Genomic DNA, 25483 nt, shown 5'->3' on the forward strand with positions numbered 1-25483 from the left:
AGGGTTGGTTGCAGGTTGTACAACTCGTGGACGAGAGGTGCTTGAAAGCCGTAACGTGCGGATTTGCGCCACACGTACAGGACAGTGAACGGGTTGGGGACTTTGCTGGGGGACGACGCGGAGCTGACCGCCGCGGTGCTCGCGGCACAGGACGGCGACGAGAACGCGTTCCGGACTGTGTACCGCGCCGTGCACCCGCGCCTGCTCGGATACGTACGCACGCTCGTCGGCGACGGCGACGCGGAGGACGTGACGTCCGAGGCCTGGCTGCAGATCGCCCGCGACCTCGACTCCTTCACCGGGGACGCCGACCGCTTCCGCGGTTGGGCCGCCCGCATCGCCCGCAACCGGGCCCTCGACCACATCCGGATGCGCGGCCGGCGGCCCGCCATAGGCGGCGACGAGAGCGAACTCACCGCTCACGCCGCCGACAGCGACACCGCGGGCGCCGCCATGGAGGCCCTGTCCACCGGCAGCACCATGGCGCTGATAGCCCAGCTCCCGCAGGACCAGGCCGAGGCCGTCGTGCTGCGCGTGGTGGTCGGCCTGGACGCGAAGAGCGCGGCCGAGACCCTGGGCAAGCGGCCCGGCGCGGTCCGGACCGCCGCGCACCGGGGACTGAAGAGACTCGCGGAACTGCTGGCCAGTTCCGAAAACGAAGCGGAATCCGCCTTCCGCGTCGGCCATAATGCCGATGATCAGGCACGGGAGCGCGATCTGGACGCCGTACCGGCGCAACGCGGCCGCGCCGGGGGCCTCGTGGAACAAACCGGTGTGACGCATTCACGTTGGCGGACGCAGAAGGACATGTGATGGCCGACGAGCACAACGGGTGGCTGGACGCAGCCGCGGCGGACAGGTTGCTGCGCGGAGAACCCGCCGGACCGGGCGCCGACCCGCGGGCCCGCGCCGACGAGGCCCGGCTGCGCGCCGCCCTGGACTCCCTCACCGTGCCCGCGCGGCCCGACCGGGAACTGCCCGGCGAGGACGCCGCCCTGGCCGCCTTCCGCGCCGCGCGCGCTACGGCCCCGGCGCCGCGCCCCACCCCCGTCGCACCCGTCCCCGCCGCCGCCGAACCCCTGATCTCCCTCACCCCGGTGCCCCGGGTACGGATCCCCGCGCAGCGGCGTACGAGCACCCCGGTCCGTTTCGGTCTCGCGGCGGCCCTGGCGGGCGTCGCGGTCGGCGGGATCGCGGCCGTCGCGGGCAGCGGGCTGCTGGACCGGGAGGCCCGGCACGCCGCCGGCCCCGCGCCGGCCGTCTCCGTCAGCGCCGACACGGACCGCCCCGCCGGCGACGGGAGCGACGAGCCCGCCCCGCTCATCCCGCGCCCGGACCCCACCGCCCCGCTGCGCGGCGACGGCTTCGTGGCCTCCCCGGGCACCTCGCGGATGCCGGGCACGGACAGCCGTACGACTCCGGGCACCACCTCGGGCAGTGGCTCCGCGTCCCACTTCCCCGGCGGTGGCGCGGGGACCGGCACGAGCGCGAGCACCGGATCGGGCGCTAACGAGACCGAGGACGCCGGCCGGGAACTGTTCACCGACCGGACCGGCAAGCCGGATCCGGGCGCCGGCGGCGGCGCCGGCAAGGACCGTGACCGTGACAAGCTGGCGCGGGCCGCGGACCTGTGCGAGGACTACCGCGCGGGCCGGATGAACGACGACCGCCGCTCGCGCCTCAGCAAGCTCGCCGGGGCCCTCGCGAAGATCCCCCGGTACTGCGAGTCCGTGCTGGACGGGCCCCGCGACGGCCTCCCGCAGGGCGGTTGGGACGGGCCCGGCGGCGAGGTCCTGAAGGTCCCCGCCCCCGCCACCGGTGTCCCGGCCCCGGGCGTCTCGCTCGGCTCCCGCAACCGTCGCTGAACCGGCCGGCGCGTCGCCGGGAACGGCTTCGCACACCCCCAGTAACACTTTTCGAACCGCCGGCGCAGTACATAACGAGCCGACTGGTCATCGGCCGCGCATGAGCCGGGGTTCCCCCCGTACCCCTGGGCTCTGCGCAACCGGCGCGGGCGGGGCACGTTCCCCCGGCCCTGCCCGCGCCCTCAACTTCCGCCCGGTGGATCACCGGGAGCGGATCACCAGTAGACGACGACCTTGTCGCCCACCTGCACCTGCTCGAACATGGCCGACAGCCTGGCCATGTCACGGACGTTCACGCAGCCGTGCGAGGCCCCGCTGTAGCCGCGGTTCGCGAAGTCCTGCGAGAAGTGCACCGCCTGACCCTGGCTGAAGAACATCGAGTACGGCATCGACGTGTGGTAGAGCGTCGACGTCCACTTCCGTTCCTTGCGGTCCACCTTGAACAGGCCCTCGCGGGTCGGGGTGTTCTCCGAACCGAAGCGCACGTCCATCGACGAGACCACCTTGCCGTCGATCATCCAGGCGAGGGTGCGGCTCTCCTTGCTGATGCACATGACCCGGCCCTCCATGCAGCGCGGGTCCGGGGCGGCGAGCTCGTTGCTGGTCGGCGGACGCAGTTCCTCCTCGGTCGGCGCCTTGCTGAGGCTCTGGACCTTCTGCCAGGTGGCCTCGTCGACCGCGCCCGTCGCCGGGAGCCCGTTGTTCGACTGGAACGTCCTGACCGCGGCCGTGGTCTTCGACCCGTAGAAGCCGGTGGGGGCCACCGACACCAGCTTGAGCTGCCGCAGCCGGGCCTGGAGGTCGCGGATCTGGTCGCTCTCGTCGCCGTTCGCCATGATCGGCTTCGCGCCACCCTGCGCCGACGGCTGTCCGGCCGAGGCCGATGCCGAGGCGCCGGGCGCCGGCGAGGACCCGCCCGGCTTGTTGTCCGACCCGGACGGCGAGGCCGCCGGCGCCGACGCGGACGAGCCCGGTGCGGCCGGAGCGGAGCCCTGCGGGCCGCAAGCGGTCGCGGCGAGCGCGACCGATGCGGCCAGGGCGAGCGTACGGATCATGACTTTCTGGCGGTACATCGCGGTCCCCCGATTTCAACGTCGTGTGTATGCAAGTGATGCTTCGGGGGCGCGGAGAGTTGCGGAGGGTTCCGGGATGTTGCGCCATTGTGACCGGGGGCCGTCGGGGGACGGTTGTACCAGCCCCCGGACCCGCCCGCGCAGCGGCGCCCCGGCGGTCCTCGCGGGTCCCTCCGACCACCCCGTGAAACTCACTGGCGGTACAGGTGCGTCCCTGTGGGACACTCCTGCCCATGCTGGGTGTCACAGACCTTCCTACGTACCTCGCCGGCCTGGTGCTGATCGTGCTGCTGCCGGGGCCGAACTCGCTCTACGTGCTGTCCGTCGCCGCGCGCAGCGGGGTGAAGGAGGGTTACAAGGCGGCCTCCGGGGTGTTCACCGGGGACACCGTCCTCATGGTGTTGACCGCGGCCGGCGCGGGCGCGCTGCTCCAGGCCAGCCCGCTGGTGTTCACCGTCGTGAAGTTCCTCGGCGCCGGCTACCTGGGCTGGCTGGCGGTCGGCATGATGCGGGCCGCGTGGGCCATGTGGCGCGACCGCAAGGTCCACCAGGAGGAGTTGCTGACCGGCGAGCAGCCGACGGGCGCCGCCGAGCGGCCCTACCGGCGGGCGCTGGTGGTCAGCCTGGTCAACCCGAAGGCGATCCTGTTCCTGCTGTCGTTCTTCGTGCAGTTCGTGGACCCCGGCTACGCCTACCCGGCGCTGTCGTTCCTGCTGCTGGGCGTGGTGTCGCAACTGGTGAGCTTCGTGTACCTGTCGACCCTGATCTTCACCGGGACCCGGCTGTCGGCCGCCTTCCGCCGCCGCAAGCGCCTCTCGGCGGGGGCGACCTCGGCGGCGGGCGTGCTCTTCCTGGGCTTCGCCGCCAAGCTCGCCACCAGCTGAGCGGCGGCCCCTGCGGCGAGGCGCGCCGCCGCTACGGCCGGCTGCCGGGCACCGCCCCGAACCGGCGGCGCAGCCGGTGCGCGACCCGGCGCACGGCCGGGCTGCGGGGCAGGAACGCCAGTGGGGCGGGGACGCCGCCGGGCAGGCCCAGCGTGGTCAGCCGGCGGCGAGTGAAGTACCGCCGGGTGGTGTCGTCCAGGCTCCGGGCCAGGTAGCGCTCGGCGTCCGCGCGGCGCTCCGCGAGCACCTTCGGCTGCATGGTGAACCCGACCGCGGTGACGAGCGCCGACAGGTCGGCCGGCTCCGGTTCCTCGGCGTCGGCGGCCCCGGCGGCCCCGGCGGCCGGCGTTCCCGTCGCCAGGTCCGGGACCAGCGCGTCCACCAGCGTCAGCGGGATCCGGTTGCTGTTCTGGTACGGGCTCAGCCGGGCCAGTACGTCGCCCGTCCCGGTGCGGGCGACGGGGATCCCGTACAGCGCCCGGGCCGTCAGCAGGCCCGTCGAGAAACAGCCCACGACCAGGGCCGGACGCAGCCGTTGGTAGAGGGTCTCGGCCGGCACCGGGGCGTCCAGCACGGTCAGGCGCGCTCCGAGGCGTTCGGCCTCCGCCTCCGCCCCGCGGGAGTAGGCCGCGGGGGCGCTGGGGTGCGGTTTGAAGACCAGGTCCCGGTGGCCGCGGGCGACGGCGCCCCGCACCATGTCCACGTGGAGTTCCTCCTCCTGCGCCGGGGACATGAGTTCCAGCGCTGAGAGGTACTGGCCGAGCAGCAGGGCGGGACCCTCGCCGTCGGCCGCGGGTCGGGGTCCCTCGTACGCCGTGGCCGGTTCCGCGAGTTCCGCGAGTTCCGCGAGTTCGGCGAGCACCTTGAGGACGGCCGCCGCCGGCACCACCTCCGCCGGCACCCCGAACTCGGTGAGCAGCAGCGGTTCCAGGCCCGGTACGAGGTCCAGGTGCAGGACGCGCCGCACCCGCATGCCGATCTGCGGGTCGAGCCGGAAGCGGGTGGGGCCGTAGGACATCAGTCCGTCCGCGTACACCTCGACCGCGGCGCCCGGGAAGAGCCGGCACAGGCTCTGCGCGGGCGGCACCTGGAGGGACTCCACGATCAGCTCGACCCGGTCCTCGCCGAGCCCCCACAGGGCGCGCAGTTGGCGTTCCCACAGCGGGACGTCCTCGGGGCGCGGCGCCCAGCTGCTGGGGTGCTGCGGGGCGATGACGGCGTTCCAGTCGAGCACCTCGTCGAAGCGGGTCCGCAGCGCGGCGAAGCCGGGCAGGGCGGGCAGGCCCGGGGTGATCTCGGGGGTTGGGGAGTGGTTGCTGGTCAGCAGGATCCGGCGGCCGGCCGGGGGGAGGGCGCCGGAGTCGAGGGCGGCGGCGAGCGTGGCCGTCCCGTAGAGGGTCGAGGCGAGGAAGACCTGGGTGACTCCGCGGCCGTTCACGCGACGGCTCCCGCGGTCCGGGCGGCGCCGCCGCGGCGGTACGGCGTACGGCGGCGCAGTGTGCGCAGGAGGGCCGCGCGTTCGGCGTCCATCGAGGCCAGGGTGCGGTCCAGTACCGCCCGGGGCATGCGGTCGAGCGCGTCCGCGCTCATCGACCGAAGTTTTCTGGCCACGGCCGGTTCGAACCTTTCGATGGACCCGACATGGTGCGCGATAATCGCGCAATACGTTCGAACCGCTTTGTGGATCAAGAGTTCGCAATCCGGATCGGCGGCCGTGTCCGACAGGACCTGATCGAATGCCCGGATGAAATCGAGCTGCCGTTCGTCGCCGATTTGCGTCAACGACGTGGAAATGCCGCGCCGATAGAAGATCCCGGGCATTCCGACCGCGGCGAAGGACCGCGCCTCCCGGTGCAGCCGCCAGATCCACGGCCGGTCCTCGGCCGTCCGCAATCCGTCGGTGAAGTGCAGCAACCCACGGTCCAGCAGCCGCCGGTGGTACATCCCGGCCCAGGCGTACGGATAGTCCACCGAGGTGGCCCGCGAGACCGGCAGGATCCCCGCGCGCGGATCGGCCGGCACGCCCTGCGGCCCGTACGGAACGCGCTGCACGCTCCGGGTCCGACCCGTCACCTGCACATGGTCGGTACGGACGAAGTCGCAGTTCAGGGCCTCGATGGCGGCCAGGGTACGGGCGAGGTGCCCCGGCTCCAGCCAGTCGTCGCCGTCCAGGAAGGTGATGTACTCGCCGCGGGCCGCGTCCAGACCGGTGTTGCGCGCCGAGGCCAACCCGCCGTTGCGGTCCCGTCTCAGGCGCACCGCCCCGGGCAGCGCGACGGCCGCCCGTTCCAGCAGCTCGGACGTCCCGTCCGTGGAACGGTCGTCGACCAGCAGGAACTCGAAATCCTCACGGGCGTTCAGTTCGAGACTCTTCAGGGCATCCGGTGCGTATGTCCGCACGTTGTAGAACGGCACGACGACAGAGAGCTTGAGCACCTGCGAGACAATAGGCGGCGGCCCGTCATTCACCATGGCCCGTACGCGGATTCCATGTGAACGACGGGCGGCGGGCGCGTTAACCCACACGCATTCGCACGTCGTCGACGGGTTGTTAACCCGCCGTTGTGCGCTCGTTGGGCCGAACACCGGAAATGCGGAATAACTTCTGCCGGGTGCCAGTGCCACTCAGCAGCAGTTTCCGAACCGAACTCCGCGTCGCCGTCATCGCCGATTCCGACACGCGGTGGAAATGGGGCGCGCTCACGGCCCGCCGCCTCGCCCCGGACCCGGAGCACCGCCGGGTCACCGGCTACCTGTTGCGCGGCCGGGCCACCCCCACACCGCGCCAACTCGGCGAGGCCGGCGTCGGGGCAGACGGCCTGCCGACCGAGGTGACCTGCGCGGAGTTCCTCGACGCCCTCGGGCGCGAACGGTACGACGTGGTCGTCCTCGCGCTCGTCGGCGGCGCCGTCCAGGCCGTCCTGCACGGCGTCCGCGCCCTGTGGCCGGGCCCGGCCGACCGGCCCGTCCTCGTCACCGGGTACGTCGGCGTCGTCTACGAGAAGCTCGCCGACGGACTGCTGCTGCGGCACGGCGCCGACCTCGTCCTGGCCAACTCCCGGCACGACGCCGGTCGGTTCCGCGCCGTGTACGAGGGCGTCGGCGCCGACCCGAGCGCCGTCACCGAGACCGCCCTGCCCTTCCTCGGCGGCGCCCCGTACGCCCCCACCGGCGGCCGCGCCCCCACCGTCGTCTTCGCCGTGCAGCCCTCCGTCCCCGAGAGCCGCGCCGACCGTACGTACCTCCTGGAACGGGCCGCCGGGCACGCCCGGCTCCACCCGGGCCGCGAGGTGCTGATCAAGCTGCGCAGCAAGCCGGGCGAGCACACCACGCACCTGGAGGAGCACCCCTACCAGCGGCTCGCCGAGCGGCTCCCCGGCGGCCTGCCGGCCAACTGCCGCCTGGTGTACGGGAACATGGGCGAGGTGCTGGACTCCGCCGACCTGCTGGTCACGGTCTCCTCCACCGCCGCCCTGGAGTCCCTGCACCGGGGCATCCCCACCGCCGTCCTGACCGACCTCGGCATCCGCGAGGCGCTCGGCAACCACCACTTCCTCGGCTCCGGCTGCCTGACCTCCTGGGACCGCCTCGACGAGGGCCTGCTGCCCCGGGCCGACCCGTACTGGCTCGCCGCCCAAGGGGTCACGGCCCACCCGCCGGGCACCCCCCCGGCGCCGGGCGGGACCCCCGACGCGCACGCCGCCGCCCGGGCCCGGCTCGCCGAACTGCTCTCCCGCGACCGGCTCCCCGCCGTCGCCCCGTACTACACCGCCGCCACCGCGCCCGGGTACCTGCCCGGCATCCTGGCCCGCCACCACCTCGACGTCGACGGGACCCCGTTGCCCGGGGCCGCCCGCCAGTCGGTCGCCGGGTCCGGGCCGCGCCGTTGGCTGCGCGCCCGGCTGCGCGAGGGCGCCCGCGGTGCCTACCGGCACGGCGTCCAGCGCGTCGCCCCCGCCATCCGCCGGTTGGGGGAGCTGTGAGGGTCCTCGCGGTGATCCCGGCCCGGGGCGGCTCCAAGGGGGTACCGGGGAAGAACACCGCCCCGGTCGGCGGGGTACCGCTCGTCGCCCGCGCCGTCCGCGCCTGCCTGGCCGCGCCCACCGTCACCGACGTCGCCGTCTCCACCGACTCCGACGCGGTCGCCGACGCCGCCCGCGCCGCCGGGGCCCGGGTGATCCGCCGACCGGCCGCGCTCTCCGGGGACACCGCGAGCAGCGAGGCCGCGGTCCTGCACGCCCTCGACGCCTTCGAGGCCGCGGAGGCCGCAGAGGCTCCGGGCGCCACGGGAGGGGCCGGCGGCGCGGGCGTGGACGTGGTGGTCCTGGTCCAGTGCACCAGCCCCTTCCTGACGCCCTCGGACGTCGAGTCCGTGGCCGCCGCCGTCGCCCGCGGGGCGGCCGACTCGGCCCTGACCGCGGCCCCGTTCCACGGGTTCCTCTGGCGTCCGGGGCCCGACGGCTCCGGGACGGGGGTCAACCACGACGCCGCGTACCGGCCCCGCCGCCAGGACCGCCCCGCGGAACTGCTGGAGACGGGCGCCGCCTACGCCATGTCCGTACCCGGCTTCCGGGCCGCCCGGCACCGCTTCTTCGGGCGGACCCTGCCCGTCGCCACCGACCCGGCGCGGGTCCTGGAGATCGACGACCCCCACGACCTCGCCCGCGCCCGCCTCCTCGCCCCGCTCTTCGACCCCGCCCCCGCGGCGCCCGCAGCACCGGCCCCGGCCCGCATCGAACGAAGGACACCCCCTGCCATGACCGTCACCCCCGACTCCCGCCTGCGCAGCCTCGGTTCGCGCACCGCCGGCCCCGGCCGCCCCGTCTACGTCGTCGGCGAGATCGGCATCAACCACAACGGCGACCTCGGCAACGCCTTCGCCCTGATCGACGCCGCCGCCGAAGCCGGCTGCGACGCCGTCAAGTTCCAAAAGCGCACCCCGGAGATCTGCACCCCGCGCGACCAGTGGGACATCGAACGCGACACCCCCTGGGGTCGGATGACGTACATCGACTACCGCCACCGCGTCGAGTTCGGCGAGGCCGACTACCTCGCCATCGACGCGCACTGCGCCCAGCGCGGCATCGACTGGTTCGCCTCCCCCTGGGACACCGAGGCCGTCGCCTTCCTGGAGAAGTTCGACCCGCCCGCCCACAAGGTGGCCTCCGCCTGCCTGACCGACGACGAACTCCTGCGCACCCTGCGGGCGACCGGCCGCACCGTGGTCCTGTCCACCGGGATGTCCACCCCGCAGCAGATCCGGCACGCCGTCGAGGTGCTCGGCAGCGCCAACATCCTGCTCTGCCACGCCACTTCGACCTACCCGGCCAAGGCCGAGGAGCTCAACCTGCGGGTCATCAACACCCTCCAGGAGGAGTACCCGAACGTGCCCATCGGCTACTCCGGCCACGAGACCGGCCTGCAGACCACCCTGGCCGCCGTCGCCCTCGGCGCCGCCTTCGTCGAACGGCACATCACGCTGGACCGCGCGATGTGGGGCTCCGACCAGGCCGCCTCCGTCGAACCCGGCGGCCTCACCCGCCTCGTCCGTGACATCCGCACCATCGAGACCGCCCTCGGCGACGGCGTCAAGCGGGTCTACGCGTCCGAACTCGGCCCGATGAAGAAGCTCCGCCGCGTCCAGGCCCCGGTCCCGACAGCCGTCTGACGTCCGCCCCGGCCCCGCCCCCTGACGAGGAGTACGTGGTGTCTGCCTCAGCCGCCCCCACCCTGGCTTTCGTCGAGAGCCCCGTCCAGCTCCTGAACGTGCTGGAGTGGGCGTACGACCGCGACGCCGCCCCCGCCGGCGCCCGCCCGAACGGCGCCGGCCCGCTGCTCGACGGCGTACCGCCCCAGCGCGACCGGCGCGCCGGCGCGCCGACCCCCGCCGTCGCCGCGCCGCGGATCGTGGTGCTGCCGCCCACCGACCCCATGTCCCGGGGCCAGTTGCGCCGCGTCGCCTCGATCGCCCGCGACGAGGGGTACGACGTCCACTGGCAGGAGGCCCGCGGCGGCTCCGGCGCCCCCCTGAAGGCGCTGGCCTCGCTCACCGCCGCCGTGCGCGGCGCCGAACGGATCGTCGTCGGCGACCCGTTCTCCCGCTTCGTGCAACTCCTGCTGGCGCCGGCCAGGGCCGCCGAACTCGTCGTCGTGGACGACGGCACCGCCACCATGGAGTTCGTCGCCCAGCTCGGCCGGGGCGAACGACTGCGCCGCTGGCACCGCGCCACCGGCGGTCCCGCCGCCCGGGCGCGCGAGCTCGTGTACGCCCCGGTCTCCGGTACGGCCCGCCGCCGGCTCACCCCGGGGACGCGCCGCCGGGTGGAGGTGTTCACGTCCATGCCCGTAGAGGCCCTGCCCGGCATGGAGCTGCGGGTCAACGACTTCGCCTGGACCCGCTCCCGCTTCGGGCCGCCGCGGCTGACCCGGGGCACCGACCTGGTCGGCACCTCGCTGGTGGAGACCGGCGTCGTCGACCCGGACCGCTACCTGGAGGCGGTCCGCGCCCTGACCCGCGAGCACGGCGTGACCCGCTACTTCGCGCACCGCAGGGAGTCCCCGGAGAAGCTGCGCGCGCTGAGCGAGGCGAGCGGGCTGGAGATCGTCCGGCCCGACCTGCCGCTGGAACTGATCGCCCGGCGGGGCCCGATCGGCCGAACCGTCGTCAGCTTTCCGTCCACGGTCGTCCACACGCTGCCGTACGCCCTGGCCGGCACCGGGGTCACCGTCGCCGTGTGCCCCCTCGATCCGGCCTGGCTCACCGGAGCCGCCTCGCCGAGGGCCCGCAGCTTCCTGGCCGGAGTCACCGACACCGCCCGCGATGTGCGCAGACTGCCCGCGCAGGCCGCCCCCGCGGCCCGATGAGCGCGCGAGTTTACCCCCGGTCGCATCCGATCATGCGTCCAGAGGCGGGGATTCTTTCCCCTGACGGCATGAACTTTTTGTGATCTCCGGCCAGTTGACCCGTTCGTGGGCCTACCCTTCAACGGGTGAACCAGTTGATGTCCCGCGAGTCCCAGACCGCCCTGCCCGGCACGCCCGACCGGCCCGAGCTGCCCGGCAAGCTTCCGGACCACCTGCGTGCCGAACTGATCGCCTTCCGACGGGATGTGCACATGCATCCCGAGCTAGGACACCAGGAGTTCCGCACCACGGCCGCGATCAAGGCCCGGCTGGAGCAGGCCGGCCTGCACCCGCGCGTGCTGAAGTCCGGCACCGGCCTGATCTGTGACGTGGGGGAGTGGGACGGCGTACGGCCCGTGCTGGCCCTGCGCGCGGACATCGACGCCCTGCCCATTCCGGACGCCAAGACGCAGGTCGCGTACCGCTCCACCGTCCCCGACCGCGCCCACGCCTGCGGCCACGACGTCCACACCACGGTCGTCCTCGGCGCCGGCCTCGTGCTCGCCGAGCTCGACCGGCAGGGGCTGCTGCCCCGGCCCGTGCGCCTGCTGTTCCAGCCCGCCGAGGAGGTGCTGCCGGGCGGGGCGAGCGACGCCATCGAGTCCGGCGTGCTGGACGGCGTCGGCAAGATCATCGCGGTGCACTGCGACCCCCGCGTCGACGCCGGCCGGATCGGGCTGCGCCCCGGCCCGATCACCTCGGCCTGCGACCGCCTGGAGGTCAGCCTCTCCGGCGCCGGCGGGCACACCGCCCGCCCCCACCTGACCACCGACCTGGTGACCGCCGCCGCCCGGGTGGCCGTCGACGTACCGGCGCTGCTCACCCGCCGGATGGACGCGCGCTCGGGGATGTCGGTCACCTGGGGCCGGATCGAGGCCGGGCACGCCTGCAACGTCATCCCGATGCACGCGGAGCTGTCCGGAACCGTGCGCTGCCTGGACCTGGGCGCCTGGCACGAGGCACCCGACATGATCCACGCGGCGATCGACGAGGTCGCGACCATGCACGGGGCCAAGTTCGAGATCAACCACGTCCGCGGGGTCCCGCCGGTGGTCAACGACCCGGCGGTCACCGAGCTGCTGCGCGAGGCCATGGCGGTCCGCCGCGGCGCCGACGCCGTCGAGGACACCGAGCAGAGCCTGGGCGGCGAGGACTTCTCCTGGTACCTGGAGCACGTCCCCGGCGCGATGGCCCGCCTCGGCACCCGCACGCCCGGTGACCCCACCAAGCGGGACCTGCACCGGGGCGACTTCGACGTGGACGAGTCCGCGATCGGCGTCGGCGTGGAGTTCTTCACCGCGGCGGCACTGCTCGACGGGCTGCGCGCGGGGGCCGGCGCGGGGGCGGCCCGGTAGTCGATCCGGTGCCCGATCCAATGGCCGATCCGGCCGCCGGACCGGGCCGTCGGGGGCGTCCCGTTCGACGCCCGGCGGAGGTCTCCACGACAACCGCCGGAGATCGGGTGGAGGTGTCCAGCCCTTGGTACGCAAGGGCTGGGACACGGAACAGTTACCGATCGGTCACTGTCCGGTTCGCGACGATCCGATAACGACTCATGAACGGGCCTTTAACTGACATCTACGCGCGTTACGATCGCCGCGAAACCAGCGCCGGTCGTGGCGCTTCGGTCAGGTTTTGAAGGAGCCTCCCCTTGCGCCGGATCACCAGGATCGCCACCGTGGGCATCGCGTCCGCGGCGCTGGCCCTCTCGGCCACCGCCTGTGGCGGTAAGAAGTCCTCGGACAGCACCACCTCCTCGTCGAGCTCCGGCTCCTCCGAGGCCAGTGCCGCCATCGCGTACGACATCGGTGGCCGCGGCGACCAGTCGTTCAACGACGCCGCCTTCGCGGGCCTCGAAAAGGCCGAGAAGGAGCTGAAGGTCAAGGGCGCCGAGGCGGAGCCCACGGACGGTGAGGGCGAGGCCGACAAGGTCCAGCGCCTCACCGAGCTGGCCCGCAAGGGCAACAACCCGGTCATCGGCGTCGGTTTCGCCTACGGTCCGGCCATCAAGAAGGTCGCCCCGAAGTTCCCGAACACCACGTTCGGCATCATCGACGACACCTCGGTGCAGGACAAGAACGTCGCCAACCTGGTCTTCAACGAGGAGCAGGGCTCCTACCTGGCCGGCGTCGCCGCCGCCAAGGTCTCGAAGACCGGCACGGTCGGCTTCATCGGCGGCGTCGAGGTTCCGCTGATCAAGAAGTTCCAGGCGGGCTTCGAGCAGGGCGTCAAGGACACCAACCCGAACGCCAAGGTGCTCGCCACCTACCTGACCCAGCCGCCGAACTTCGACGGCTTCGCCAAGCCCGACCTCGGCAAGGCCGCCGCGCAGGGCCAGATCGACGCCGGTGGCGCCGACGTGGTCTACGCCGCCGCGGGCCTGGCCGGCTCCGGTGCCATCGAGGCCGCCTCGGCCAAGGGCAAGTGGGCCATCGGCGTCGACTCCGACCAGTACAACCAGGCCGGTCTGTCGAAGTACAAGAACGCCATCCTGACCTCGGTCACGAAGGACGTCTCCGACTCCGTCTACGACCTGATCAAGTCGGTCAAGGACGGCAAGCCGACCACCGGTGAGATCCGCTACGGCCTGGACAAGGACGGCGTCGGCCTGGCCGACTCCAACCCGGAGTACAAGAAGATGACCGACGTCATCGCCGCGGTGGAGAAGGCCAAGGCCGACATCATCGCCAAGAAGATCACCGTCAAGACCGCCCCGTAGGGTTCCGTCTGACAGCTCGACAGTTCGTTGTGGTGCTCGGGGTTCGGGAAGCGGTCATCGCCGCTCCCGGGCCCCGCACCGCGTCGGACACGTTCCGTGTTCACTCGTGGCCAGTTGGTCGCAAGTTTTCACTTTCGACAGTGCTACGCGCGTAGAGGCATCGGGGACGCGATACCGTCCAGCTCCCGCCCACCCGCCCGGCCGATCGACCGCCCTGTCTTCCCCTGCCTCCAGCTCCTTCCGCGCCAAGGAGAGTGCGTCATCAACGCGTCCAGCCCGCCCCCCGCCGTGGAGTTGCACGGCATCACCAAGCGTTTCCCCGGCGTCGTCGCCAACAAGGACATCGCGATCACCGTTCGCAAGGGCACCGTCCACGCCCTGATCGGCGAGAACGGCGCCGGCAAGTCGACGCTGATGAAGATCCTCTACGGCATGCAGAAGCCGGACGAGGGAACCATCGCGATCGACGGGGAACAGGTCACCTTCTCCAGCCCCGGCGACGCCATCGCCCGCGGGATCGGCATGGTGCACCAGCACTTCATGCTCGCCGACAACCTCACCGTCCTGGAGAACGTGGTCCTCGGCGGCGAGAAGCTCTACGGCATCGGTTCCAAGGCCCGCAAGAAGATCCTGGAGATCTCGCAGGCCTACGGTCTCGGCGTGCGCCCCGACGCCCTGGTCGAGGACCTCGGTGTCGCGGACCGGCAGCGCGTGGAGATCCTCAAGGTCCTCTACCGCGGCGCGCGGATCCTCATCCTCGACGAGCCGACCGCCGTGCTCGTGCCGCAGGAGGTGGACGCCCTCTTCGACAACCTGCGCGAGCTCAAGTCCGAAGGCCTGACGGTCATCTTCATCTCGCACAAGCTGGGCGAGGTCAAGAAGGTCGCCGACGACATCACCGTCATCCGGCGCGGCACCACGGTCGGCACCGCCGACCCGAAGACCGCCACCACCAAGCAGCTCGCCGAGCTGATGGTCGGCGCGGAACTGCCCTCGCCGGAGACCCGCGAGTCGACCGTGACGACCACCCCGATGCTGACGGTGTCGAACCTGACCGTCGCCGCGGGCGACGTCGTCTCCGTCGAGCCGGAGACCATGGCGGGCGCGGACCCGCAGGACTCCTCCCTGCGCGAGCACACCGCGGTGGGACGCCTCCTGCTGGACGACATCAGCTTCACCATCCACAAGGGCGAGATCCTCGGGATCGCCGGCGTCGAGGGCAACGGCCAGACCGAGCTCATCGAGTCGCTCATGGGCATGAGCGCCGCCGACTCCGGCGTCATCACGCTGGACGGCCGGGACATCACCAAGGACACGGTGCGCAAGCGCCGCGTGGGCGGGATCGGTTACATCCCCGAGGACCGCCACCGGCACGGCCTGCTGCTGGAGTCCCCGCTGTGGGAGAACCGCATCCTGGGCCACGTCACCGAGGCGCCGAACTCCAAGCGCGGCATCCTCGACCCGAAGGCCGCCCGCAAGGACACCGAGCGGATCGTGCGCGAGTACGACGTCCGCACGCCCGGCATCGACGTCACCGCGTCCTCGCTCTCCGGCGGCAACCAGCAGAAGCTGATCGTCGGCCGCGAGATGAGCCACAACCCGAAGTTCCTCATCGCCGCCCACCCCACCCGTGGTGTGGACGTCGGTGCGCAGGCGCAGATCTGGGACGCGATCCGCGAGGCCCGCCGCGAGGGCCTGGCCGTCCTGCTGATCTCCGCGGACCTGGACGAGCTGATCGGCCTGTCCGACACCCTGCGCGTGATCTACCGCGGCCGCCTGGTCGCGGACGCCGACCCCGCGACCGTCACCCCCGAAGAGCTCGGCACCGCCATGACGGGCGCCGCCTCCGGGCACCTGGAAGCCACCGACAACCACTCCGCCGCCGGTACCGACGCGGGTACCGCTGCACCGGAGGACGAGGCCCGATGAAGAAATTCGACAAGGACCGGCTGCTCCTCGGCTTCGCCGGGCCCGTGCTCGCCCTACTGAGCGCCTTCCTGCTGACCGTGATCGTGCTGGCCGCGACGGGGATCGACCCGATCGAGCCGCTGCGCCTCATGGTGGAGAACGCCGGCTACGAGGACGTCCAGGTCCTGATCCTGAACCAGGCCGGTACGTACTACCTGGCAGCCCTGGCCGTGGCCATCGGCTTCCGGATGAACCTCTTCAACATCGGCGTCGACGGCCAGTACCGCCTCGCCGCGATGGTCTCCGCCGTGGTCGGCACCGCCGTCGCGCTGCCCGGTCCGCTGCACATCCTGCTGATCGTGGTCGTGGCCATGCTCACCGGTGCCTTCTGGGCCGGCATCGCGGGCGTGCTGAAGGCCAAGCGCGGCGTCAGCGAGGTCGTCTCCACGATCATGCTGAACGCCATCGCGACCAGCCTGATCGCCTGGCTGATCCTGCCGAAGAACCTGGGCGTCCAGCCCGAGGGCTCCAACGACCTGACGACCGGCGACATCGCCCAGTCCGGTTGGTTCCCGGCCCTGACGATCGGTGACGGCCTGGAGGTCTACGGCTTCACGTTCGTGGCCTTCGCGCTCGGCATCGTCTACTGGTTCGTCCTCAACCGCACCCGCTTCGGCTTCGACCTGCGCGCCACCGGCGCCAGCGAGTCCGCCGCGCAGGCCTCCGGCGTGGACGCCAAGAAGATGATCATCACCTCGATGCTCATCTCGGGCGCGGTCGCCGGCCTGTCCGGCATGCCGCAGCTGCTGGGCGAGACGCACACGTACAACCTGTCCTTCCCGGTGGGCGTCGGCTTCACCGGCATCACCATCGCGCTGCTCGGCCGCAACAGCCCGGTCGGCATCCTCTTCGCCGCGTTCCTGATGGCCTTCATCGACAAGGCCTCGGCCTCGCTCGACACCGAGGGGTACGCGAAGGAGATCGGCACGATCATGAAGGGCCTGATCGTGATCGCGGTCGTGGTCTCGTACGAACTCGTCCGCCGCTACGGAATCCGCCGCCAGCAGCAGAAGGTCGGCGCGGAACTGGCCGCGGGCCACGCCATCAAGACCGACAAGGAGGTCGCGGCGTGAGCACCAGCACCGTTTCCGCGAAATCCGCCGCCCCGAAGAAGCCGGGCGGCCGCAAGAAGCTCACCCTCCCCTGGATCATGCTGATCATCGCGGGCGGGCTCGCGCTGGTCTCCCTGGTCCGCCTGATCAGCGGGGCCGACGACCTGACCTCGGTCGGCCAGGTCTCCGGCGCCCTCTCCCTCGCGGTCCCGATCGGCCTCGCCGGCCTCGGTGGTCTGTGGGCCGAGCGCGCGGGCGTCGTCAACATCGGCCTCGAAGGCATGATGATCCTCGGCACCTGGTTCGGCGCCTGGGCCGGCTACCAGTGGGGTCCTTGGACCGGTGTCCTCGTCGGCATCGCCGGCGGCGCCATCGGCGGCCTGCTGCACGCGATCATCACGATCACCTTCAACGTCAACCACATCGTCTCCGGTGTGGCCATCAACATCCTCGCGCTGGGCTTCACCCAGTACCTGTCGAACTTCACGTTCGCCGAGGCGGAGGGCGGCTCCTCCAAGCAGTCGCCGCGCGTCGAGGAGATCTACAAGATCACCGTGCCGGGGTTGTCCGACTGGATGAAGGACCTCCAGGGAAAGCACTGGTTCTTCGTCTCCGACCTCGCGGGCGTCATCGGCGGCCTGGTCACCGAACTGTCGCTGCTGACCGTCGTCGCGCTGCTGCTGATCCCCGGCACCTGGTGGGTGCTGTGGCGCACCACCTTCGGCCTGCGGCTGCGCTCCTGCGGTGAGAACCCCGTCGCCGCCGAGTCGCTCGGCGTCAACGTCTACAAGTACAAGTACATCGCCGTGATCGTCTCGGGCGGTCTCGCCGGCCTCGGCGGCGCCTTCCTGTCGATCGTCGCCAGCCCCATCTACCAGGAGGGGCAGACCGGCGGCCGCGGCTACATCGGCCTCGCCGCGATGATCTTCGGTAACTGGATGCCGGGCGGCATGGCGCTGGGCGCGGGCCTCTTCGGCTTCACCGACAGCCTCAAGCTGCGCGGCGGCGCGGAGAACGTCCACGCCATGCTGCTGCTGGTCGCGATCCTGCTCACGCTGCTCCTCGCCTGGCAGCTGTACAAGAAGAAGTACGTCCAGGCCGGCGTCTCCGGCGCCTTCGCGGTGCTGCTGTACCTCTGGTACGCCTTCACCGATCAGGTGCCCAGCCAGTTCGTGGACGCCGCCCCGTACCTGACGACGCTCTTCGTGCTCGTCCTGTCGGCGCAGCGCCTGCGGATGCCCAAGGCGGACGGCATGCCGTACCGCAAGGGCCAGGGCAAGTGACCCCGCCCCGCGCGGCGGACTGGGAAGCCCTGCGGACGTACGCCCGGGAGGCGATGACCCGTGCGTACGCCCCCTACTCCGGCTTCCCGGTCGGCGTCGCGGCCCTGGTGGACGACGGCCGCGTCGTGACCGGCTGCAACGTCGAGAACGCCAGCTACGGCCTCGGCCTGTGCGCCGAGTGCGGCCTGGTCTCCTCCCTCCAGGCCACGGGCGGCGGCCGGCTCACGCACTTCACGTGCGTGGACGGCAAGGGCGAGATCCTCGTCCCGTGCGGGCGCTGCCGCCAGCTGCTGTTCGAGTTCGGCGGGCCGGAGCTGCTCGTCGAGACCCCGGACGGGATCCTGCCGCTGAGCGCGATGCTCCCGCAGGCCTTCGGGCCCGACCACCTGAGATAGCCGTGTCGACGGCCCTCCGCCCCCGCCGGGGCGGAGGGCCGTCGGCTTCTCCTCCTCGTTCCACCCCTCATCTCTATGCGCGTAGAAGGAAGTCACCTCATGGACGTCATCTCCGTCATCCGGACCAAGCGGGACCGCGGTGAGCTGAGCCCCGAGCAGATCGACTGGGTCATCGACGCGTACACGCGCGGTGTCGTCGCCGACGAGCAGATGTCGGCGCTGGCGATGGCCATCCTGTTGAACGGCATGAACCGGGCCGAGATCGCCCGCTGGACCGCCGCGATGATCGCCTCCGGCGAGCGGATGAACTTCGACTCCCTCTCCCGCCCGACCGCCGACAAGCACTCCACCGGCGGCGTCGGCGACAAGATCACCCTCCCGCTCGCCCCGCTCGTCGCCGCCTGCGGCGCGGCCGTACCGCAGCTGTCGGGCCGCGGCCTGGGCCACACCGGCGGCACCCTGGACAAGCTGGAGTCCATCCCCGGCTGGCGCGCGCTGCTGTCCAACGAGGAGATGCTGAACGTCCTCGACACCACCGGCGCCGTCATCTGCGCGGCCGGCGACGGCCTGGCCCCCGCCGACAAGAAGCTCTACGCCCTGCGCGACGTCACCGGTACCGTCGAGGCCATCCCGCTGATCGCCTCCTCGATCATGTCGAAGAAGATCGCCGAGGGCACGGGCTCGCTCGTCCTCGACGTCAAGGTCGGCTCCGGCGCCTTCATGAAGAACATCGAGGACGCGCGGGAGCTCGCCTCCACGATGGTGGCCCTCGGCACCGACAGCGGCGTCAAGACGATCGCCCTGCTCACCGACATGTCCACGCCGCTCGGCCTGACCGCCGGCAACGCCCTGGAGATCCGCGAGTCCGTCGAGGTCCTCGCCGGCGGCGGCCCCTCCGACGTCGTCGAGCTGACCCTGGCGCTGGCCCGCGAGATGCTCGACGCGGCCGGGATCAAGGACGCCGACCCGGCGAAGGCCCTGGCGGACGGTTCCGCGATGGACGTGTGGCGCCGGATGATCTCCGCCCAGGGCGGCGACCCGGACGCGGCCCTGCCCGTCGCCCGTGAGCGGCACGTCGTCACCGCCTCCGCCTCGGGCGTCCTGACCCGCCTCGACGCGTACGCCGTCGGCGTCGGCGCCTGGCGGCTGGGCGCGGGCCGCGCCCGCAAGGAGGACCCGGTCCAGGCCGGCGCCGGCATCGAGCTGCACGCCAAGCCGGGCGACACCGTCACCGCGGGCCAGCCCCTGATGACCCTGCACACGGACACCCCGGAGAAGTTCGAGTACGCCCTCGCCTCCCTGGAGGGCTCCTACGACGTGGCCCCGGCCGGCACGGCGTTCTCCGCCACGCCGATCGTCCTGGACCGCATCGCCTGACCTGCGGCTTCCCGTACGGGTGAATGGGACCGGTGGACGCCCACCGGTCCCGTTTCGCCATGCTGGGCTCGGTGTCAACAGCTCGATGAGCGACACCATGAGCGCACGCACCGCACAGCAGGGGCCGACGAACCCCGCGCCGTGACCTGAGCGCCCGGCGGCGATGAGTTCGGTCGGGCCCGGCAGTCACCCCTGCGTGGAGATCATGCGACTCGTCCTGCCCGGCCCCGGACCGGCCCCGCAGGACGTGGCGGGGCTGTGCGCCCGCCTGGAGCTGCTGTACGAGGCCGGCGCGGCCGCGGTGGTGTGCGACGCCGAGGCCGTCACCGCCCCGGGCCTGGGCGCCGTCGAGGCCCTGGCCCGGCTGCGGCTCACCGCCCGGGACCGGCCGTTCCGCATCACCGGAGCGGGCCCGCGGCTGCGCGGCCTACTGCGCCTCGTCGGTCTCGTCGAGCTGCTCGGGGAGCCCGAACAGCGGGAACCACCGGGCGGTGTCCAGGAACGCGTTCAGCCCGACGATCCGCCCCCCTGAGACCTCCAGCACCTGGAGCGCCCACGGCGTGTGCCCCTTGCCCGAGGGGTCCGGCCGGTACTGGCCGAACGCCGGCATGCCGTTCGCCGTCGTCGGGACCAGGCGGGAGCCCTTGCAGCCGATGCCCTGGCCCAGGTGCCACGCCGCGATGTCCGCGTGCCCCTGGAGCCACAGGTCGAACGGCGGCATCGACAGCACCGCGTCCTCGTGGAGCAGGGCGGTGAGGCGGGAGATGTCGTACGCCTCGAAGGCGGACAGGTACTGCTCCAGCAGCTTCGCCTGCTCCCCGTCCAGCGGGTCCGCCGCCTCGCTCTCCTGGATCCTGCGTCCGGCCAGCGTCGCCCGGGCCCGCTGGAGCGCGCTGTTCACCGAGGCCACCGTGGTGTCCAGGAGCAGGGCGACCTCGTCGGCCTTCCAGGCCAGCACCTCGCGCAGGATCAGCACGGCCCGCTGCTTGGCCGGCAGGTGCTGGAGGGCCGCGACGAACGCCAGCCGGACGGACTCCTTGGCCAGCGCCATCTCCGCCGGGTCGGCGGTCTGCGGCAGCACCCGGCCGTCGGGCACCGGCTCCAGCCAGGTCACCTCGGACCGCTCGTTGAGCACGGCGGAGGCCTGGTGCTGCGGGGCGGTGAGGTCCATCGGACGGGCCCGCTTGTTCCCCGCGCTCAGCAGGTCCAGGCAGACGTTCGTGGCGATCCGGTACAACCACGAGCGCAGCGAGGAACGGCCCTCGAACTTGTCGAAGCCGCGCCAGGCGCGGATGTACGTGTCCTGCACGGCGTCCTCGGCGTCGAAGGCCGAGCCGAGCATCCGGTAGCAGTATCCGGTCAGTTCCACCCGGTAGCGGTCCATCGCGGCGTCGAGGTCCGCTTCCGGTGGTGTCGTAGCGAGGTCGCTCATGGCTGCCGTTTCCCCAGAAGGATTCCGATGCTTCGGAAACTACCCGAGGGCACCGACAACGGCAGCCGCGAGCGGCCCGGTGGGTCAGGTTCCGGGCTTGCGCCCGTACACGTACACGTCCTCGCCGTTGGTCAGCATGCTCCAGTACGCCTTGGCGTCGGCGGTGGTCATGTTGACGCAGCCGCCCGAACCCGGGGGGTTCCACATGCTCTTGGGCGTGGAGTGGAAGGCGATCCCGCCGTCGAAGAACTGCGAGTACGGCATCGCGACGTTGTAGAGCGTCGACCAGTGGTTGATGCTGCGGTAGTAGATCTTCTTCAGGCCGGTCCGCGTCGGGGTCTCGGCCTTGCCGGTGCGCACGGGCACCGGCCCGTACTTGAGCGTCGCGCCGTCCTGGATCCAGGTCAGTTGCCGGGTCAGGTCGACGCAGGCGATCCGCCCCAGATTGGTCGGGCACTTGCGGTCGGCGTTCGGGTTCTTCCCGGCCGCCCGCTGGGCCAGCATCGTGTTCATCGTCTGCCAGGTCAGCGGCCCCGCGTACCCCGCCGTGGGGGTTATCCCGTGGGCGGCCTGGAACGACTGGATGGCACTGCAGTCGGCCGCCGACTGGACGCCGTCCACCGGCCTGCCCAGGAACTGTTCCACCTGCCGCTGGTACGGCCCCGTGGTCACGTTGCAGGAAGCGGCCTGCGCCGCCCCGCCGCCCGCGACCACCAGGGGCGCGGCCAGTGCCAACGCCCCGCCGAACACCACTGCTGCCCGTTTTTTCGCACGCGTGCGTATCGCGGCCATTCACCCTCCCCTTGTCCTGCACCGCATCTTGGGGCACGGGTGCGCGCAAGGACAGGGGAAGTTGTGTAACGACCTGGGATTTCCCGGCGCCGACCGCACCGGAACCCCTTTTGTCTCCTCCTGGCCCCTCCTGGACCTCCCGTCTCAGCGGGCGGTCGCCGCCGACAGCGGGATCCGCCGCTCGACGCGGGCCGCGTGGGACCCGTACAGGGTGATCGAGGCGACGCCCACCACCGCCAGCAGCGCGATGCCTACCGTGGCCGCCCACCCCGAGGCGTGGTAGGCCAGCGCGCCCAACGTGCCGCCCGCGCTGGAGCCCAGGTAGTACGCGGACTGGTAGAGCGCGGAGGCCTGTGCGCGGCCCGTCCGCGCCGTCCGGCTCACCGCCGCGGAGGCCACCGCGTGGCCGGCGAAGAAGCCCGCCGTGATCAGCACCAGACCCACCAGGATCGCGGCCAACGAGTCGGCCAGCGACAGCAGCAGGCCCAGGGCCGTCGTCGTGACGGCCAGGTACAGCGCGCCGCGCCGCCCGGTGCGGGCGACCAGCTTCCCGGCGGCCGCCGAGGAGACTGTACCGACCAGGTAGACCAGGAACACCGATCCGACGACGCCCTGACCCAGCGAGAACGGCGCGTCCACCAACCGGAAGCCGATCACCGTGTAGACCGCGCCGAAGACGGTCATGAACAGCGCGCCGATCCCGTACAGCCGCAGCAGCAGCGGATCGCGCAGGTGCCCGGTGACGGTACGTCCCACCGCGCGCGGGTTCAGCGACGCCGGCCGGAAGAACCGGGCCCGGGGCAGCAGCATCAGGAAGGCCACCGCGCAGGCCAGCGCCATCAGGGCGACGCTCAACAGCCCGACCCGCCATCCCCACAGCTGCGCCGCCCAGCCGGTCACGATGCGCCCGCTCATCCCGCCGATGGAGTTGCCCGCCACGAACAGGCCGATCGCGCCGACCAGCGCCTTGGGCCGGACCTCCTCCGCCAGGTAGGCCATCGCGGAGGCCGGGATGCCGGCGATCGCGGCGCCCTGCACCGCGCGGAGCACCACCAGCCACTCCAGGTTCGGCGCGAACGGCACCAGCAGGCCGACGCCGACGGCGAGCACCATCGACCAGGTCATCATCCGGGTCCGGCCGAACCGCTCGGACAGCGCGCTGAGCGGCAGGACGAACAGGGCGAGGGCGCCGGTGGCCGCGGACACCGTCCAGCTGGCCTGACCCGCCGTCACGCCCAACCCGCCGGAGATCGCGGGCAGCAGGGCCTGGGTGGAGTAGAGGAGGGCGAAGGTCGCCAGTCCCGCGGCGAAGAGCGCCAGGCTCATCCGGCGGTAGCCGGGGCGGCCGGGGGAGAGGGGCCCGTCCGTGGCGTCGGCGGAGGTGCCGGGAGCGGGCGGGAGCGGGGACGACAGGGTGGAGGCACCCGAGGTGACGGGTGCCCCGGTATGAGCGGGAGGCATACGACGACCGTAGGCCCGCCTTTTTCATGCGTCCAATGCACAGATTCGCCATAATCGATCCACTCACGCATCACCACAGCTCAGGGCGGCGGATGTCAATGAACCGTTACGAAGAAGACATGGCCGTGACACGTCAGCTGGCCCCCCGGCTCGCCCATTTCGTCGCCGTCGCCCGGCACGAGCACGTCACGCGCGCCGCGCACGAACTGGGCGTTCCGCAGTCCACCCTGTCGCGCGCCATGGTCCGCCTCGAACAGGATCTGGGCGTCACGCTGTTCGCCCGCAAGGGCCGTACCGTCGCCCTCACCACGGCCGGTCGGACCTTCCTCGCCTCCGCCGAGCAGGCCCTCGAAGGGATCGCGCGCGCCGCCGAATCCGTACAGCAGGACGCCGACCCGGCCTTCGGGAAGGTCGCGTTCGGGTTCCTGCACACCCTGGGACCCGAGACCGTGCCGGGCCTGATCCGGGCCTTCCGGGCCGACCACCCCCGGGTGCGGTTCTCCCTCGTGCAGAACTACGGCGAGGCCATGCTGGAGAAGCTCCGGGCCGGTGAGTTGGACCTCTGCCTGACCTCGCCACTGCCGGACGCCCCCGACCTGGTGGCCCGCCGGCTCGACGAGCAGCGGCTGCGCCTGGTCGTGCCGGACGACCACCGCCTCGCCGGGCGCAAGCGGGTCCGGCTCGCCGAGGCCGCCGAGGAAACCTTCGTCACCCTGGAGGCGGGCTACGGCCTGCGCCGCATCACCGACGACCTGTGCGCGGAGGCCGGCTTCGTCCCCAAGGTGGCCTTCGAGGGCGAGGAGGCCGAAACCCTGCGCGGCCTCGTCGCGGCCGGCCTCGGCGTGGCCCTGCTGCCCCCGCCGGCGGTGCCCCGGCCGGGCGTGGTCGAGCTGACGGTCACGGCCCCGCGCGCGGTGCGGGAGATCGGCGTCGCCTGGCTCGACGGGCACCCCGACACCCCGCCGGTCGCGGAGTTCAAGCGCTTCCTGCTGTCCCGCCGCGGCCGCCTGATCGCGGAACCGGAACCCCTGCCCTGACCGGCCCGCCGGTCCGACCGGCGCGGCCTACGGCGGCGACCCCGCCGTCTGGGAGAGCAAGTACCCTGCCTGGAAGCGGGACTTGGCGCCCACGGCCCGCATGATCTCCGCGATGTGCCGCTGACAGGTCCGCTCCGACATGCCGAGGCGGCGCGCGATCACCTTGTCCTCCAGCCCCTCCGACAGCAGCCGCACGATCGTCTGCCGCAGCTCGTCCGAGATCGACCGCGCCGCGTCCGGGCTCACCGTCGTCGGGAACGGCTCGGCCCCCAACCAGGACCGCTCGAAGGCCGCCGTCATGAAGTGCACGACGTTCGGCTCCCGCACCACCAGCGCCGCCCCGCTGCGGTCCGGCACCGCCATCAACCCCGTGTGCTGGTCGAAGATCAGCATCCGCATCAGCCCGTCGCCGAGCGTGCGCACCTGCGCGCCCAGCGCCGTCACCCGCTCCACGTACGCCGCCGTCGGCCGCGAGTAGCGGGCCGTGTGCTGGTAGATCGTGCGCATCCGCACCCCGCGCGTCAGCAGCGACTCGTCCCGCCCGACCGCGTCCTCCAGCGTCTCCAACGGCCGCCCCCCGCCCGGCTGTGAGGTCAACAGCTCCCGCTCGCACCCCGCCACCAGCTCGGTGATCAGCCCGCGCACCGCGCCCAGGTCCGTCACGAGTTCCAGATGTCCCGAGCCGCTCAGCTCCCGGTACGCCGCCCCCGCCTCGTACGCCGGCACCAGCGACTCCAGCCGCCCGCGCAGCCGGTCCATCTCGTCATGGGTCTCCCGTACGCGCAGCGCCAGCGGGGCCAGGACCCGGGCCGCCGCCGCCCGGGGCGCCACCGCGCTCCACCGCTCCGGCCCCTCGCCCGGGGCCCGCTGGAGCAGCTGCGCCGCCGCCAGCTCGGTGATCGCCGCGCCGGCCCGGGCGCCCAGCGCCGCGCCGGCCTCCGCCGCCGTGAAGGCGCGGCGCTCGACGGCGTACGCGTACAGCCGCCGCGCGGCGGGCGTCAGCTCGCCCCCGTGGTCCCGGTGGTCCGCGTGCTGCCCTCGCCCCCCGGGGAGGCCCTCGGTCCCGTTCACCCCATCGACCTCATCGACCCCGTCGTCTCCGTCGGTAGCGGCTGGCATATGCGTATTCGTCCCTGCATGTGACCGTTTATAAACCCCTCGTGTTCCCGCAAGGCGGCAACTCGACGCGTGCGCGGCCGCTTCCGGCATATGCCGAACCGGCACAGTGGGGGCACGGCGTGA

General features: G+C 72.3%; 22 protein-coding genes and 1 pseudogene. 16 read left to right on the plus strand and 7 right to left on the minus strand.

Annotated elements, in window-relative coordinates; genetic code table 11:
* Positions 1–102 precede the first annotated feature (102 nt).
* Positions 103–813 carry an RNA polymerase sigma factor gene (locus tag ACZ4XJ_RS16650; protein WP_362879864.1) on the plus strand — a complete coding sequence of 237 codons (711 nt, stop codon included), beginning with the start codon at positions 103–105 and terminating at the stop codon, positions 811–813.
* Positions 813–1865, plus strand: coding sequence for a hypothetical protein (locus ACZ4XJ_RS16655; RefSeq protein ID WP_362879816.1), 1053 nt, complete (start codon positions 813–815; stop codon positions 1863–1865). Before ACZ4XJ_RS16650 ends, ACZ4XJ_RS16655 begins: the two co-directional genes overlap by 1 nt.
* 215 nt (positions 1866–2080) lie before the next feature.
* On the opposite strand, the gene ACZ4XJ_RS16660 is transcribed toward ACZ4XJ_RS16655, so the two are convergent.
* Positions 2081–2938, minus strand: a complete 858-nt coding sequence (locus ACZ4XJ_RS16660; protein ID WP_468496588.1) for a L,D-transpeptidase family protein — start codon at positions 2936–2938, stop codon at positions 2081–2083.
* A gap of 233 nt (positions 2939–3171) precedes the next feature.
* Between ACZ4XJ_RS16660 and leuE the strand changes: the two genes are divergently transcribed.
* Entirely contained in the window at positions 3172–3822 is a 651-nt protein-coding gene (gene leuE, locus ACZ4XJ_RS16665) for a leucine efflux protein LeuE (protein WP_362879818.1), read from the plus strand.
* A gap of 31 nt (positions 3823–3853) precedes the next feature.
* On the opposite strand, the gene ACZ4XJ_RS16670 is transcribed toward leuE, so the two are convergent.
* Positions 3854–5260, minus strand: a complete 1407-nt coding sequence (locus tag ACZ4XJ_RS16670) for a polysialyltransferase family glycosyltransferase (RefSeq protein WP_468496589.1) — start codon at positions 5258–5260, stop codon at positions 3854–3856.
* Positions 5257–6294, minus strand: coding sequence for a glycosyltransferase family 2 protein (locus ACZ4XJ_RS16675; protein WP_468496590.1), 1038 nt, complete (start codon positions 6292–6294; stop codon positions 5257–5259). Before ACZ4XJ_RS16675 ends, ACZ4XJ_RS16670 begins: the two co-directional genes overlap by 4 nt.
* Before the next feature lie 119 nt (positions 6295–6413).
* On the opposite strand from ACZ4XJ_RS16675, the gene ACZ4XJ_RS16680 reads away from it, so the two are divergent.
* From ACZ4XJ_RS16680 to ACZ4XJ_RS16735, 12 genes and pseudogenes are all read left to right on the plus strand, one after another.
* Positions 6414–7805: a DUF6716 putative glycosyltransferase gene (locus ACZ4XJ_RS16680; RefSeq protein WP_468496591.1), complete on the plus strand. Its 1392-nt coding sequence runs from the start codon at positions 6414–6416 to the stop codon at positions 7803–7805.
* An 11-nt stretch (positions 7806–7816) separates the two neighbouring features.
* Positions 7817–8206: pseudogene (locus ACZ4XJ_RS16685) on the plus strand (cytidylyltransferase domain-containing protein); the annotation flags it as partial.
* A 372-nt stretch (positions 8207–8578) separates the two neighbouring features.
* Positions 8579–9490 carry an N-acetylneuraminate synthase family protein gene (locus ACZ4XJ_RS16690; protein ID WP_383996049.1) on the plus strand — a complete coding sequence of 304 codons (912 nt, stop codon included), beginning with the start codon at positions 8579–8581 and terminating at the stop codon, positions 9488–9490.
* Between the two features lie 38 nt (positions 9491–9528).
* A complete protein-coding gene (locus ACZ4XJ_RS16695; RefSeq protein WP_468496592.1) occupies positions 9529–10686 on the plus strand; it encodes a hypothetical protein in 1158 nt (385 codons plus the stop codon).
* A gap of 137 nt (positions 10687–10823) precedes the next feature.
* Complete coding sequence (locus ACZ4XJ_RS16700) at positions 10824–12080, plus strand: amidohydrolase (RefSeq protein WP_362879867.1); 1257 nt, start codon at positions 10824–10826, stop codon at positions 12078–12080.
* Between the two features lie 296 nt (positions 12081–12376).
* Positions 12377–13444, plus strand: a complete 1068-nt coding sequence (locus ACZ4XJ_RS16705; RefSeq protein ID WP_362879822.1) for a BMP family lipoprotein — start codon at positions 12377–12379, stop codon at positions 13442–13444.
* A 288-nt stretch (positions 13445–13732) separates the two neighbouring features.
* Positions 13733–15373: an ABC transporter ATP-binding protein gene (locus tag ACZ4XJ_RS16710; protein WP_362879823.1), complete on the plus strand. Its 1641-nt coding sequence runs from the start codon at positions 13733–13735 to the stop codon at positions 15371–15373.
* Positions 15370–16485 (plus strand): ABC transporter permease, encoded by a 1116-nt coding sequence (locus ACZ4XJ_RS16715; RefSeq protein WP_362879824.1) that lies wholly within the window; start codon positions 15370–15372, stop codon positions 16483–16485. The genes ACZ4XJ_RS16710 and ACZ4XJ_RS16715 overlap by 4 nt, the downstream gene beginning before the upstream one ends.
* Positions 16482–17747: an ABC transporter permease gene (locus tag ACZ4XJ_RS16720; RefSeq protein WP_362879825.1), complete on the plus strand. Its 1266-nt coding sequence runs from the start codon at positions 16482–16484 to the stop codon at positions 17745–17747. The genes ACZ4XJ_RS16715 and ACZ4XJ_RS16720 overlap by 4 nt, the downstream gene beginning before the upstream one ends.
* A complete protein-coding gene (locus tag ACZ4XJ_RS16725) occupies positions 17744–18142 on the plus strand; it encodes a cytidine deaminase (RefSeq protein ID WP_362879826.1) in 399 nt (132 codons plus the stop codon). The genes ACZ4XJ_RS16720 and ACZ4XJ_RS16725 overlap by 4 nt, the downstream gene beginning before the upstream one ends.
* Positions 18143–18241: 99 nt before the next feature.
* Complete coding sequence (locus ACZ4XJ_RS16730; RefSeq protein ID WP_468496593.1) at positions 18242–19519, plus strand: thymidine phosphorylase; 1278 nt, start codon at positions 18242–18244, stop codon at positions 19517–19519.
* Positions 19520–19724: 205 nt separating this feature from the next.
* Entirely contained in the window at positions 19725–20051 is a 327-nt protein-coding gene (locus ACZ4XJ_RS16735; RefSeq protein WP_468496759.1) for an STAS domain-containing protein, read from the plus strand.
* Here ACZ4XJ_RS16735 and ACZ4XJ_RS16740 read toward each other — a convergent pair.
* The 3 genes from ACZ4XJ_RS16740 to ACZ4XJ_RS16750 form a co-directional block, all read right to left on the minus strand.
* Positions 19947–20951 carry a sigma-70 family RNA polymerase sigma factor gene (locus ACZ4XJ_RS16740; RefSeq protein WP_468496594.1) on the minus strand — a complete coding sequence of 335 codons (1005 nt, stop codon included), beginning with the start codon at positions 20949–20951 and terminating at the stop codon, positions 19947–19949. The two genes, ACZ4XJ_RS16735 and ACZ4XJ_RS16740, sit on opposite strands and share 105 nt — an antisense overlap.
* 84 nt (positions 20952–21035) lie before the next feature.
* Positions 21036–21743: a L,D-transpeptidase family protein gene (locus ACZ4XJ_RS16745; RefSeq protein WP_362879829.1), complete on the minus strand. Its 708-nt coding sequence runs from the start codon at positions 21741–21743 to the stop codon at positions 21036–21038.
* A gap of 144 nt (positions 21744–21887) precedes the next feature.
* On the minus strand, positions 21888–23204 hold the full coding sequence (locus ACZ4XJ_RS16750; protein ID WP_362879830.1) for an MFS transporter: 1317 nt from the start codon (positions 23202–23204) through the stop codon (positions 21888–21890).
* Between the two features lie 98 nt (positions 23205–23302).
* On the opposite strand from ACZ4XJ_RS16750, the gene ACZ4XJ_RS16755 reads away from it, so the two are divergent.
* Positions 23303–24241 carry a LysR family transcriptional regulator gene (locus ACZ4XJ_RS16755; protein ID WP_362879831.1) on the plus strand — a complete coding sequence of 313 codons (939 nt, stop codon included), beginning with the start codon at positions 23303–23305 and terminating at the stop codon, positions 24239–24241.
* Between the two features lie 27 nt (positions 24242–24268).
* On the opposite strand, the gene ACZ4XJ_RS16760 is transcribed toward ACZ4XJ_RS16755, so the two are convergent.
* A complete protein-coding gene (locus ACZ4XJ_RS16760) occupies positions 24269–25312 on the minus strand; it encodes a helix-turn-helix transcriptional regulator (protein ID WP_468496595.1) in 1044 nt (347 codons plus the stop codon).
* Positions 25313–25483 lie beyond the last annotated feature (171 nt).

The sequence above is a fragment of the Streptomyces sp. NPDC029836 genome (genome assembly GCF_055574495.1).